11 protein-coding genes are annotated in these 12788 nt (G+C 71.2%); 5 read left to right on the top strand and 6 right to left on the bottom strand.

Annotated features, from left to right (window positions below):
* Positions 1 to 20: 20 nt before the first annotated feature.
* From ABEA43_RS32250 to ABEA43_RS32230, 5 genes are read right to left on the bottom strand one after another with little or no spacing between them, the layout of a single operon-like run.
* Positions 21 to 1277 (bottom strand): enolase C-terminal domain-like protein, encoded by a 1257-nt coding sequence (locus tag ABEA43_RS32250; RefSeq protein WP_345567757.1) that lies wholly within the window; start codon positions 1275 to 1277, stop codon positions 21 to 23.
* A complete protein-coding gene (locus tag ABEA43_RS32245) occupies positions 1274 to 2122 on the bottom strand; it encodes an NAD-dependent epimerase/dehydratase family protein (RefSeq protein ID WP_345567756.1) in 849 nt (282 codons plus the stop codon). The genes ABEA43_RS32250 and ABEA43_RS32245 overlap by 4 nt, the downstream gene beginning before the upstream one ends.
* Positions 2119 to 2973: a carbohydrate ABC transporter permease gene (locus tag ABEA43_RS32240; RefSeq protein WP_345567754.1), complete on the bottom strand. Its 855-nt coding sequence runs from the start codon at positions 2971 to 2973 to the stop codon at positions 2119 to 2121. The genes ABEA43_RS32245 and ABEA43_RS32240 overlap by 4 nt, the downstream gene beginning before the upstream one ends.
* Positions 2970 to 3836: a carbohydrate ABC transporter permease gene (locus tag ABEA43_RS32235; RefSeq protein WP_345567752.1), complete on the bottom strand. Its 867-nt coding sequence runs from the start codon at positions 3834 to 3836 to the stop codon at positions 2970 to 2972. Before ABEA43_RS32235 ends, ABEA43_RS32240 begins: the two co-directional genes overlap by 4 nt.
* The gene (locus ABEA43_RS32230) at positions 3833 to 5197 is read right to left on the bottom strand and encodes an ABC transporter substrate-binding protein (protein ID WP_345567750.1); all 1365 of its coding nucleotides are present in this window, start codon (positions 5195 to 5197) and stop codon (positions 3833 to 3835) included. Before ABEA43_RS32230 ends, ABEA43_RS32235 begins: the two co-directional genes overlap by 4 nt.
* Positions 5198 to 5369: 172 nt before the next feature.
* Between ABEA43_RS32230 and ABEA43_RS32225 the strand changes: the two genes are divergently transcribed.
* Entirely contained in the window at positions 5370 to 7658 is a 2289-nt protein-coding gene (locus ABEA43_RS32225) for a hypothetical protein (RefSeq protein ID WP_345567748.1), read from the top strand.
* A gap of 75 nt (positions 7659 to 7733) precedes the next feature.
* On the opposite strand, the gene ABEA43_RS32220 is transcribed toward ABEA43_RS32225, so the two are convergent.
* The gene (locus ABEA43_RS32220) at positions 7734 to 8309 is read right to left on the bottom strand and encodes a helix-turn-helix domain-containing protein (protein WP_345567747.1); all 576 of its coding nucleotides are present in this window, start codon (positions 8307 to 8309) and stop codon (positions 7734 to 7736) included.
* Positions 8310 to 8405: 96 nt separating this feature from the next.
* Here ABEA43_RS32220 and ABEA43_RS32215 point away from each other — a divergent pair, with 96 nt between their 5' ends.
* From ABEA43_RS32215 to ABEA43_RS32200, 4 genes are all read left to right on the top strand, one after another.
* Positions 8406 to 9083: a class I SAM-dependent methyltransferase gene (locus tag ABEA43_RS32215; protein ID WP_345567745.1), complete on the top strand. Its 678-nt coding sequence runs from the start codon at positions 8406 to 8408 to the stop codon at positions 9081 to 9083.
* A 4-nt stretch (positions 9084 to 9087) separates the two neighbouring features.
* Positions 9088 to 9585, top strand: a complete 498-nt coding sequence (locus ABEA43_RS32210) for a DinB family protein (protein ID WP_345567744.1) — start codon at positions 9088 to 9090, stop codon at positions 9583 to 9585.
* Positions 9586 to 9751: 166 nt separating this feature from the next.
* Positions 9752 to 11200 (top strand): cellulase family glycosylhydrolase, encoded by a 1449-nt coding sequence (locus tag ABEA43_RS32205; RefSeq protein ID WP_345567743.1) that lies wholly within the window; start codon positions 9752 to 9754, stop codon positions 11198 to 11200.
* 151 nt (positions 11201 to 11351) lie between these two features.
* Positions 11352 to 12773 carry an aldehyde dehydrogenase family protein gene (locus tag ABEA43_RS32200; RefSeq protein ID WP_345567741.1) on the top strand — a complete coding sequence of 474 codons (1422 nt, stop codon included), beginning with the start codon at positions 11352 to 11354 and terminating at the stop codon, positions 12771 to 12773.
* Positions 12774 to 12788: the final 15 nt, after the last annotated feature.

The raw sequence follows: 12788 nt of genomic DNA, 5'->3' as shown, positions 1-12788 counted from the left end.
ATCTCCAAAGAAGTAATGGATCACGGAGCTTCGAGCCCGCCGTCCGGCCTGCGCACCCGCGCGGCCCACCGCTCATGCAGATGCGTCTCGGGCGGGTATCGCCTGGCGGCGCTCTCATCGAGGTCGATGCCCCAGCCGGGCTGTTCGGAGGGGGCGATGTAGCCGTTGACCGTCCGCAACGTTCCAGGAAACACCTCGTGCACGGTCTCCGGGTAGACATGCGCCTCCTGGATCCCGAACGCGGGGCTGGTGACGTCGAGCGTGACGTTGGCCGCCGCGCCCACCGGCGACACGTCCGGCGGCCCGTGCCAGGCCGTCCGCACCCCGGTGAGCTCGCACAACGCGGCGAGCTTGCGCACGGGCGTCAGCCCGCCGACGGCCGAGACGTGCAGGCGCAGGTAGTCGACGCCGCCGGAGGTGATGAGCCGCGCCGCGTCGGTCACCGAGGAGACCAGCTCGCCGGAGGCGATCGGCATCGGCGCCGCCGCCCGCACCTCGGGCAGCCGGTCGAAGTGCTCGGGCGCGAGCGGGTCCTCCAGGAAGAACAGCCGGTACGGCTCCAGCGACCGCGCGAGCACCACCGCCTCCTTGGGCGTGAGCCGGTTGTGCGCGTCGTGCAGCAGGCCGAGCTCGTCACCGAGGACCTCGCGGGCCCGCTCGAACAACGCCGGCGTGGTCCGCAGGTAGTGGCCGACGTCCCAGCCGTCAGGATGGGGGCTGCCCGGATATCCGCCGGGCGTGCCGGCGCCGCCGTACGTGCCCAGCCCCGGCCCGCCCGCCTGCAGCCGCACGTAGCGGTAGCCCTGCCCGGCGAGCGCGGCGGCCCGCTCGATCGACTCCTCGACCGTGCCACCGCGCGCCCCGGTGTAGACGGCGGCGGCCGCCCTGACCCGCCCGCCCAGCAGCTCGTACACCGGGACGCCGAAACGTTTGCCGGCGATGTCCCACAACGCCTGGTCGATGCCGGACAGCGCGTTGTTGTGCACGGGTCCGCCCCGCCAGTACGAGGAGTAGTGCAGCATCCGGCCGATGTCCTCGATGTCGGACGGATGCCGGCCGATGACCATGGGCGCGAGGTGCTGCTCGATCGCGGCGACCACGGCGTGGAAGCGCTGGGTGAAGGTGGCGCAGCCCAGGCCGTACAGCCCGGGTTCTGAGGTGTCGACCCGTACGACGACGAGCGGGACCCCGCCCGGGGCGGTGACGATCGTGCGGACACCGGTGATGCGCAGCCCGTCCCTGGCCTGCCACGGCGCCTGCGTCTCCGGCATGATCATGATTGTCGCTCCTCTGGGAACGGATGCAAGGCGGTGAACCCGAGCAGCCGCCTGGCCGGTTCGAGGTCGATGGCCACTGTCCTGCCGGGGAACGTCGTACGACATGGGACGCCGGGGTGGTGCGTCGCGAGCAGCTCCTCGGTGGGCGTCGTCACGAGCGTCTCGGGCGCGGCGAGGAAGATGATCGGCGCGCCGTGCAGCGGGGCCGTCAGCCCGAGCAGGCAGGCGCGCGCGGCGTCGCGCAGGTCGAGGTAGCTCCACATCTCCGTGGCCCCGCCCGCGGGATCCCTGGCCAGCCGGTCCGCGTGCGCGGCGAGCCTGGCCCGGTCGCCGAGGAAGGGGAAGCGCAGCGCGGCCACGATCATGCCGTGCCGCCGGTGCATCATCGCCGCTGTGGCCTCGTCCACCTGCTTGGACAGCGCGTACGGATCCTCGATCTGGAGTGGCACCCGCTCGTCCAGCGGCAGGTACGGCGGGCTCGGGCGCGACCTGGCGAAGGGCAGGCCGGTGATCGACAGGCTGCTGGCGATCACGGCCCGCCGTACCCCCTGCTCTCCCGCCTCGTTCAGCACGACGAAGGTCGCCTGCGTGTTGACCGAGAACACCACCTCGGGCGCCGCGATCTCGGGCGAGGGCAGCGCCGCGGTGTGCACGACGGCGTCGGCCCCTTCGAGGGCCGAGCGGACGGCGGCCGGGTCGCGGGCGTCGCCCACGACGACCCGCTCCGCCGTCAGCGGTCCGGGATCCCGCTCGACGAGCGCGGTCACGGCGATGCCGCGCGCTGCCAGCTCGGTCAGTACGGCGGAGCCGAGTCGCCCCGCCGCACCGGTGACCAGGACCCTCATCCCTTCAGCCCCGTGAACGCGATGCCCCGGATGATCTGCCGCTGGAACAGCAGGAACACCACGACGGGCGGAATGATCGCGATGAGCATCCCGGCGATGAGCAGAGCCTGGTCCGAGGTGTCCGCCAGCCGGGGCAGGGCGACCGCCAGCGGCTGGCTCTCGGTGTCGGTGATGGCGATCATGGGCCAGAGGAAGTCCTTCCACGCGTTCATGACAGCCAGCAGTGATACCACGGCCAGGATCGGACGTGACATGGGCAGCACGACCCGGGTGAAGACCCGCCACGGCCCGGCGCCGTCGAGGCGCGCCGCCTCGAACAGCTCCTTGGGGATGCCGTCGAAGAACTGCTTGACCAGCAGGACGTTGAAGGCGTGCGCGCCGGCGGGCAGCCACACCGACAACGGCGTGTTGGCGATGGACAGGTCCAGGACGGTCAGGTACAGCGAGACCATTGAGACCGTGCCCGGCAGGAACAGCGTCGCGAGCACCGCGCCGTAGACGTACTTACCGTAGGAGGGCCGCAGGACCGACAGCGCGTAAGCGCCTGTCGTCGCCACGAACAGCTGGGTGAGCCAGGAGCCGGCGACGAGGACGACGGTGTTCGTCAGGTAGTGGCCGACCTCCAGGGTGGTCCACGCCTCCGCCAGGTTCGACCAGCGCACGTCCGCCGGCCACAGGGCCAGCGGATGGCGCAGCGACTCCTGGGTGGAGGAGATCGCGCCCTTGAAGATCCAGTAGATCGGCCCGGCGCCCTCCAGGACCAGGGCCACGATGAGCAGCACCTGGGTGGTGCCCAGCCCGAGGCGCATCCCGCGCCCGCGCCTTTCGGTGTCGGAGATCACTCCCCTCATTTCGTCCCCCACGTTCTGGTGAGCCGCAGGTATCCGGCCGACAGCACCGCCAGCACCACGGCCAGGCTCACGCTCAACGCCGCCGCCGTGCCGTAGTCGCCGCCTACGAACGCGTAGCGGTAGATCAGCAGCAGCACCGTGACCGTCGAGTCCTCCGGCCCGCCGTCGGTCAGCACGAACGGCTCGGTGAACACCTGGAAGGTGTTGATCACCTGGAGCAGCAGCATGATCAGCAGGATGGGCCGCAGGTGCGGCAGCGTCACGTGCCACAACCTGCGCCACACCGACGCGCCGTCCAGCTCGGCCGCCTCGTACAGCTCGGTGGGCACGCCGGACAACGCTGCCAGGTAGATGAGCACGGCGCCGCCGGCGCCCGCCCAGGTCGCCTCCAGGACCAGGCTCGGCATCGCCATGCCCGTGGACTGCAACCAGGGATACGGCCCCAGCCCGACCAGCCCGAGCACCTGGTTGAACAGGCCGGAGTCCGGGTCGTAGAACCACTTCCACATCAGTACGGCCACCACCGGCGGCACCACCACCGGCAGGTAGACCAGCACCCGCATCAGCCCGGAGCCGCGCCGCAGCTCCGACATCAGCACCGCCAGGAAGATCGGCAGCGGAAAGCCGATCAGCAGGGCCAGGCCGGTGAACAGCAGCGTGTTGCGCACCGCCATGCCCAGCAGGGGGTCGGCGAGCAGCGTGCGGAAGTTGTCCAGGCCCGCGAACGTCGCCGCCTCGACCAGGTTGGTCTGCTGGAACCCGAGCACCACGCTGCGGATGATCGGCCACCACGAGAACAGGCCGAAGACCAGCACCGTCGGGACGAGGAACAGCGCGGCCGCGACGCCTCTTCCCCGGGTCACTGTGCTTTCTCAAGCAGCGGCGCGACGCGCGCCGCCGCCTTGGTCAGCTCGTCGCGCGGGTCGGCGTCCTTGCGGGTCAGCACGGCCTGCACGGCGGTGTCGAGCGCGCCGTACAGATCCTGGGCGGCGACGGGGGGCTCGACGACGTACTCCAGCTTGTCGGTGTCCTTCACGTAGGGCGCGAAGTTCGACACCGGGATGTTCGCGTGCCCGGCGATCGCGGTGTTCACCGGGCCTGCCACCGACGTGCCGTAGAAGGGCAGCGTGGGCAGGCCGACGGCCAGCTTGTCCGCCGCGTTGGCCACGGCCAGCTGCTCGGCGGCCGCCGGGTCGTAGTTGGGCTTGAGGTAGTAGAAGTCGATCCACTTCACCGCGGCGGCTCGCTGCGCGGCGGTGGCCTTGGCGTTGACGGCCGCCACCAGCCCGCCCAGCAGCGTCGCCTTGCCGGTGCCCTGCTGCGGCAGCGCCGCGATGCCGAAGTCGTCCGGTTTGCCGGAGTAGAGGGTGGTGTAGCGGTTGTAGCTGTTCACGGTGCCGATCAGCATGCCGATCTTGCCGGCCGCGAAGTCGCGCTCCGCGTCCTGCTGGGTGCGCAGGTGGTTGGCGCCCATGGAGTCGTCCTGCCACCGCATCGCGGACAGGTGCCGCAGCGCCGCCTCCGCCGGGCCGTCCAGGAGCGAGGGCACGTACTTGTCGCCCTCCTGCTTCTCCATCCGCCCGCCGAAGGAGTAGGTCATCGCGGTCAGGATCCAGCCGCCGGTGTTCTTGACCGTCATCTGCGTGTATCCGGTCGCGCCCGTCCCGGCGATCTTCTTGGCCGCCGCCCTGACCTCGTCCCACGTGGCCGGTGGCCGGTCCGGGTCGAGCCCGGCCTTGGTGAACAGGGCGCGGTTGTAGACCAGGCCCAGCGCGTACTCGGTGACGGGCAGGCCGTAGACCTTGCCGTCCGGGCCGGTCGCGGGGGCCAGCGCGCGCGGGTCGAAGTCCTGCGCGTGCGGCAGGGTCTTGATCTCGGCGCTGAGGTCGGCGATCTGCCGCCGGGCGATGAGCCCCGGCGGCTCGGTGAGCGGCACGGTCAGCACCGTCTCCGCGCTCCCGCCGGCCAGCCTGGTCGCGAACGTCCTGGCGTCCCACTGCGTGTCGGTCGGCTTGATCTTGATGGCAGGGTTGGCCTTCTCGAACGCGGCGACCGCGTCGAGGAACTGCTTGCGCGTCTTGGCGGCGGTGGTCGGAGGCATGCCCGCCACGGTGATGGCGGTCGTGCCCGAGTCCTCACCCGGCGAGCCGGACGAGCAGCCCGCCGTCGCGGCGGCGAGCACGAGCGCCCCCGCCATCCACTTTCTGGAGGCTGATACATCCATGGCTTCTCCTCTGGCCTAATGCGGATTAGGAGGCATCTAATCCGCATTAGAAGAGGGTGTCAAGGTGTTACCGGAAGATTACGTGACGCGCACACGCCACCCTTGACACTCCCGATCCGGCCGGAGTACACACTTCCCTAATCCGCATTAGGTCGACAGGGAAGAGATCTTCATGTCTGACATCCCCCGACGCCGCTTCCTCGGCGGAGCCGTGGCCGCCGGGCTCACAGGAGCGTTGCTGCCCACGGCGCAGGCCCAGGCCGACGCCCTTTCGATCTCCGCCGACGGCATCACGCTGACCGCCGGCACCGATGGCGGGATCACCGTCCTGGACGGTGGCGGCGTCGAACGGGTCAGGCTCACCGGGTTCATGGCCAAGGACTCCGTCGCCGGCATCCAGCGCACCACCGGCGGAACGCCGTCGCTCGTCACGCTTCAGGACGGCGCGCAGGCCATCCAGGTCGACTACACGCTCCCCAGCACGGCCGGGGGGATCACGGTCCGCGGCGTCTTCCGCGTGGCGCCGCACCGGGCCAAGCTTCGCTGGGAGGTCGGCGGCTCGGCCACGCTGACCCCCGCCGGGTTCATGCTCGGCCGCACCGTCGTCTCGCCGTCGGCGCCCGAGTCCTTCGCCGCGCTGACGAGGTGGAGCCGGGACGCCGGGGGCGGAGTGCCGTACGAGAGCAATGCCGGGGTCGTCTACCAGGAGACCTGGGCCGACACCCGCGCCTACTTCCGCCTGGCCACCACCACCCCTGCCTGGACCAACGCCACCTGGATCCACGCACCGGGCGTCGGCACCGCGAGCGCGGCCGTGACGGAGGCCGACCTCGTGCTCGGCTCGATGCGCCCGGCCGCGGGCGGCACCATGGGCGCCGGGCTGCCCCTCGGCGTGGAGGTCTGGACCGACCAGCCCTTCTCCCTCTGGGACGCCGGCGGCCAGACCATGGCCTTGCACGCGGAGGTGGCCAACGGGGGCAGCGCCGCCCGCAGCGTGAAGCTGTCGTGGTGGGCGCGCGACTTCGACGGCAGGACGCTGGCCAGGGGCAGCGTGACCGGCACGGTCGCGGCGGGAGCCGCGTGGCGGCAGACCTTCACCGTCACCTCGCCGCCCCGCGGGATCGTGTTCACCGAGGTGAGCGCCACCGCGGGCGCCGACAGCGCGTTCGCCCGCACCAACCTCGCAGTCCTGCCGCCGCACACCTACCAGGCGGGAGCCGGCAGCATGTTCGGCATCGCCAACTACCCCTGGCTGCTCAAGCCCGACGCCGCCGCCGTCGTGGGACTCATGAAACGCCTGGGCATCCAGCGCGTCCGCATCTCCTACGACGGCGGGCCGGGGCTCCCGCCCGCCGCCCTCGACGCGGCGGGGATGACGCACAACATCGAGCTCGCCGGGATCCCCCTGGGCGGAACGGCCGCCGAGGTCGCCGCCTGGGCCGACGCGAACACGCAGAAGGCGATCGGCTCGGGCGCCGACTACTTCGAGGTCGCCAACGAGGTGAACAAGCCGTGGATGAGCGGCGAGACCGCCGCCGCCTACGTGCGGGACGGATTACGCCCGGTACGCGACCGGCTCACCGCCGCGGGGGCGCGCACCAAGGTGCTCAACGCGGGCCTGGCCGGCATGGATCACGTCTGGACCAAGAACTTCCACGACGCCGGCGGCTGGGACCTCATCGACGGGTTCGCCTTCCACCCGGGCAGGGGCAACTTCACACCGGACTACGCGCCGCCTCCCGAGGAGTGGACGCAAGGCAACAACGGCTCGTACTGGAACTTCCTCGGCGGCCTGCGCAAGGCCCGCGAGATGATCACCGAGTACGGGCACAAGGAGGTGTGGCTCACCGAGGCCTACGCCTGCACGAAGCCGAACAGCTGGTGGCACGACACCTACCGGCAGGCCGCGGAGAACGTCCTGCTCACCCTGGCGCTGGCCAAGGCCGAGGGGGTGCGCTGCGTGAACTGGTACCAGCTGCACGACAGCGTCCTCGGCAAGCCGCAGATGGCCGACCCGGCCAACCCCGAGTACCACTACGGGCTCATGAACCGCGACACCAGCGCCAAGCCGTCCATGCTCGCCTACGCCACCGCCGCGCAGGTGCTGGACCAGGCGACGTTCGTGCGCCGGCTCCAGCCGGCCGACCCCGACCTGAAGGGCCTGCTGTTCAGCACCCCGGAAGGACCCGTCTGGATCCTGTGGAGCAGGAAGGACGGCTACCTGCTCAACACCGACCACGCGGCGGGCTCCACGTGGTTCGCCGCGCCGGAGCCGTGGGTGGACGGCTGGCCGACCAAGACGGAGCTGAAGGTGGCCGCCGCCGGCGGCTCGGTCAGGGAGCTCGACTGCATCGGCAGGGAGCGGCGGCTCACCGTCCGCGACGGCAAGGTCAAGATCCGGCTGGACGGCGCCCCGCGCGTCTACTACGGCCTCACCGAGGCGCCTGACCAGCCCCAGTAGCGCCCGGCCGGGATCAAGGCAGCGTATCTGCCGCATATCCAGGTGCATGCGTTGCCGGGTCAGGACGCGGTGTGATCACTTGGACGGTGCCAGATGGGCACGCTCTCCCTGTGCGCCGAACAGGGTGAGCAGCTCCGCCGGCTGGTCGTCGGCGCTGCCGATCCAGTGCGGGATGCGGGTGTCGAACTCCACGGCCTCGCCGACGCCCAGCCGGAACTCCTGCTCGCCGAGCACGAACCTGACGTGTCCGTTGAGGACGTAGAACCACTCGTAGCCCTCGTGGGTTCGCAGGCTCATCGTGGACGCCAGGCCGGCGGGCGGATAGATCACCTTGTAGGCCTGAATGCCGCCGGGCCGCCTGGTCAGGGGCACCATCACCAGCCCTGATCGCCGTACCGGCCGCAGGTGGATGCGCGGGTCGCCGGTGGGCGGGGCCGCGACGAGGTCATCGAGCGGGACGCCGTGCGCCCGGGCCAGCGGCAGCAGCTGCTCCAGCGTCGGGCGGAGCTTGCCGTTCTCAAGGCGGGACAGGGTGCTCGCCGTGAGGCCGGTCTCATCCGCCAGCGCCGCCAGCGTGGCGTTCCGCGCCCGGCGCAGGGCGCGCAGCCGCGGACCGACTCCGGCCAGAACGTCTACTGCGGGGTTGTCCATGACTCCGATGATGCGGATCCGCAACTTTTCTTGCAAGAGGGAAACGGCGGTGGCGATGCTGGCCTGACTGGCCAGGCCATGAAGGGGGCAACACCGATGGATTCCACCCGACGACCCGACGCCGCCACGGACGACCAGGGCGCGCAGGACGAGGACGCCGAGCAGTTCTGGGAACGGCACTACCGCACCCGGCGTGCCTGGGACGGGCGTGTCAACCCGCTGCTCGCCGAGACCGCCGCGCCGCTGCTCCCCGGCACCGCCCTGGACCTGGGCTGCGGCGCCGGCGGCGACGCCATCTGGCTCGCCGGGCAGGGCTGGCACGTCACCGCGGTGGACATCTCCGCCACCGCCGTCGAACAGGTGCGGGAACGCGCCCGCGATCTCGGCCTCGCGGACCGGGTCACCACCGAGCAGCACGACCTGGCCGGCAGTTTCCCGGCCGGCCGGTTCGATCTCGTCTCCGCCCAGTATTTCCACACCCCGTTCGCGCTGGTACGCAGCCGGGTCCTGCGCACCGCCGCGCAGGCCCTGCGCCCCGGCGGGCTGCTGCTGATCGTCGACCACGGCTCCACCGCGCCCTGGTCCTGGAACCAGGACCCCGGTGTCCAGCACCCCACCCCCACCGAGGTCGCCACCGAGCTCGACCTCGACCCCGCGCGCTGGTCCGTCCTGCGCGCCGACATGCCCCGCCGCCAGGCCACCGGACCCGCCGGCGAGAGCGCCACCGTCATCGACAACGTCCTGCTCGTCCAGCGAGCCCTCGGAACGGAGTGACTCCATGCCGGAAAACCGTACGCAGCGGACGAAGGACATCACGCCGCCGCGGACCGGCGCCGACGAGAAGGCCACCCTGCGGGGCTTCCTCGACTATCTGCGGAACGCGATCGCGGACAAGGTCGCGGGCGCGCCGGAGCCGCAGGTCAGAACGGGCGGAGTGCCCTCGGGCACCAACCTGCTCGGGCTGCTCAGGCACCTGGCGTTCGTCGAACGGTTCTACTTCCTCGGCGAGGACGCCGGCGACTGGGCCGCGACCATGCGGCCGTCCGCGGCGGACACCGTGGACGGCGTGCTCGCCGACTACCGGAAGACCGTCGAGCGAGCGAACCAGGTCATCGACGCCTGCCCGGACCTGGCCCTTCCCGCTGCGCGGCCCGCGCGCCCAGGGCCGGCGCCGTCGATGCGCTGGGTCCTGGTGCACATGATCGAAGAGACCGGCCGGCACGCCGGCCACGCCGACATCCTCCGCGAGCAGATCGACGGATCCACCGGCCGCTGACCAGCCACCTCCGCCATCGGAGTGCCCTTGCTGAAACTTTGGGCCTTGTGCAAGGTTCGGTGTCAATTTATGCTGCGCCGCAAGTTAAGAAACTTAACTAACTGGGTGGGGAGGCGGCGCGCGCGCCTGCCCCGGCCGGTGTTCCCTCGGAGAATCGGAGTGGTTCGTGAGGCGTAGTTCAGTAGCGAGGATCTTCGCGGTGGTGGCCGCGCTGGTGGTGGTGCCGCTGCTGGTGCCGTCCGGCGCGAGCGCGGCCGGGGCGCGGCAGGCGGCGGCCGACCCCCTGGTGTCACAGGGCAAAGCCGTGACGGCATCCTCGGTCGAGGCCGCCGGCCTGGAGCCGGGCAAGGCCGTGGACGGCAGCGCGGCCACGCGGTGGGCCAGCGCCGAGGGGGTGGATCCGCAGTGGATCCGCGTGGACCTCGGCTCCGCGCACACGGTCTCCCGGGTACGGCTGACCTGGGAGGCCGCCTACGCCACGGCGTACCGGGTGCAGACCTCGCCCGACGGCTCCACCTGGAGCGACGTCTACTCCACCGCCGCCGGCGACGGGGCGACCGACGACCTCACGGTCAGCGGCAGCGGCCGGTACGTACGGGTGTACGGCACGCAACGCGGCACCCCGTACGGCTACTCCCTGTGGGAGATGGAGGTCTACGGCGCTCCCGCAGGTGGCGGGGGCGGCGGCACCCCGGTGCAGGCCAACGGGCAGCTGCGGGTGTGCGGCATCAAGCTCTGCAACGAGAGCGGCAAGCAGATCCAGCTGCGCGGTATGAGCAGCCACGGCATCCAGTGGTACAACCAGTGCCTCAACAACGCCTCGCTCGACGCGCTGGCGACCGACTGGAACGCCGACGTCCTGCGCATCTCGATGTACATCCAGGAGGACGGCTACGAGACCAACCCCCGGCTGTTCACCGACCGCGTCCACTCCCTGATCGAGATGGCCACCGCCCGCGGGATGTACGCGATCGTGGACTGGCACATGCTCGACCCCGGCGACCCGATGTACAACCTCAGCCGGGCCAAGACGTTCTTCACCGAGATCGCCCAGCGGCACAACGGCAAGAAGAACGTCCTGTACGAGATCGCCAACGAGCCGAACGGCGTCACCTGGTCCGTCATCCGCGACTACGCGCACCAGCTCATCCCGGTGATCCGGCAGCACGACCCCGACGCCCCGGTCCTGATCGGCACCCGCGCGTGGTCGTCGCTCGGCGTCTCCGACGGCGGCAACGAGACCGAGATCGTCAACAACCCGGTCAACGCGGCCAACATCATGTACACCTTCCACTTCTACGCGGCCTCGCACGGCACCGAGTACCTGAACACGCTGTCCAGGGCCGCCGACGTGCTGCCGATCTTCGTGACCGAGTTCGGCACCCAGACCGCGTCCGGCGACGGAGCCAACAATTTCACCAGGTCACAGCAGTACCTCGACCTGCTGGCCCAGAAGAAGGTCAGCTGGGTGAACTGGAACTTCTCCGACGACTTCCGCACGGGCGCCGTCTTCACCACCGGAACCTGCCCGAACGGCTCGTTCGCCGGGACGGGCCGGCTCAAGGAGGCCGGTGTGTGGGTCCGTGACCGGATCCGCACCGCCGACGACTTCTGACGCCGGGAGGCGCGGGCGTCCCGAACCGGGGCGCCCGCGTCCGTGCGATGGAGCTCCGGGAGGAGTTCGCCCGCTTCGACGCCCTGGACGGCGGGGTGGAGTGAATCTAGAATCCGAATCTAGAATCTGACTCCCATAATTGAGGTGGGTCATGCCACATCGAATCTATGTAGCCGGTGAGTGGGTGCCGGCCAGCGGCGGCACGGCGATACAGGTGGTGAACCCCGCCACTGAGGAGGCCTTCGACGAGGTCCCGCGCGGCGGCGCCAAGGACGTGGCCAGGGCGGTGGAGGCGGCGGCCGCCGCGCTGCCCGCCTGGTCGGCCCGGCCTGCCGCCGAGCGGGCCGAGCTGTGCGCGGCCGTGGCGGCGGCGTTGCGGACACGGTCGGAAGAGCTCGCCAGCATGATCGTGGACGAGCTGGGCATGCCGCTGCCGCTGGCCCGGCTCATCCAGGTGGGGTCGCCGATCCGCACGTTCGCCTCGATGCCCGAGCTGGCGGCGGGCCTCGGCTTCGAGGAGCGCGTCGGCGGCTCGGTGGTGTACCGGGATCCGATCGGCGTGGTCGGCGCGATCACCCCGTGGAACTACCCGTTGCACCAGATCGCGGCCAAGGTCGCCCCGGCGCTGACCGCGGGGTGCACGGTGGTGCTCAAGCCGAGCGAGGTCACGCCGCTCAACGCGTTCGTGCTGGCCGACGTGCTGCACGAGGCAGGGTTCCCGCCGGGCGTGTTCAACCTGGTCTCCGGCACCGGGCCCGAGGCGGGGGAGGCGCTGGCCGCGCATCCGCTGGTCGACATGATCTCGTTCACCGGCTCCACGCGGGCCGGCCGCCGGGTCGCCGAGCTGGCCGCGGCGGGGGTGAAGCGCACCGCGCTGGAGCTGGGCGGCAAATCGGCGAACGTGCTGCTCGACGACCTGGACGACGCCGGGTTCGAGGACGCCGTACGCAAGGGCGTCGGCGCCTGCTACCTCAACTCGGGCCAGACCTGCTCGGCGCTGACCCGGCTGCTGGTCCCGCGCGAGCGGCTGCCGGAGGCCGAGCGGTTCGCGGCGGAGGAGGCGCTGACGTACACGACGGGCGATCCCCGCGACCCCGGCACGCGGCTCGGGCCGCTGGTCTCGGCCGCGCAACGCGAGCGCGTACGCGATCATCTGCGTGCGGCGGCGGAGGACGGCGCGACGATCCTGACCGGCGGCCCCGACGCGCCCGAGGGGCTGGAGCGTGGCTTCTACGTGCGGCCGACCGTGCTGACCGGCGTCACACCTGAGTCGCGGATCGCCCAGGAGGAGATCTTCGGGCCTGTCCTGGTCGTCCTGCCCTACGACGGGGAGGACGAGGCGGTCCGGATCGCCAACGGCACGGCGTACGGGCTGGCGGCGGGCGTGCGCGCCGCCGACCCCGAGCGCGCCCACCGCGTGGCCAGGCGGCTGCGCGCCGGGCAGATCCGCGTCAACGACGGCGCGCACAACCCCCTGGCGCCCTTCGGCGGCTTCAAGCAGTCCGGGTACGGCCGCGAGTACGGCCGCTTCGGGCTGGAGGAGTTCCTCACCACCACGTCCGTGCAGCTCTGAACCCCGGGGGAGAAC

The sequence above is a fragment of the Nonomuraea rosea genome, assembly GCF_039539705.1.
In the GTDB taxonomy this organism is placed as follows: Bacteria; Actinomycetota; Actinomycetes; order Streptosporangiales; family Streptosporangiaceae; genus Nonomuraea; species Nonomuraea rosea.
The sequence above is the reverse complement of the archived record's forward strand: the minus strand, read 5'-3'. Positions and strand labels throughout refer to the sequence as shown.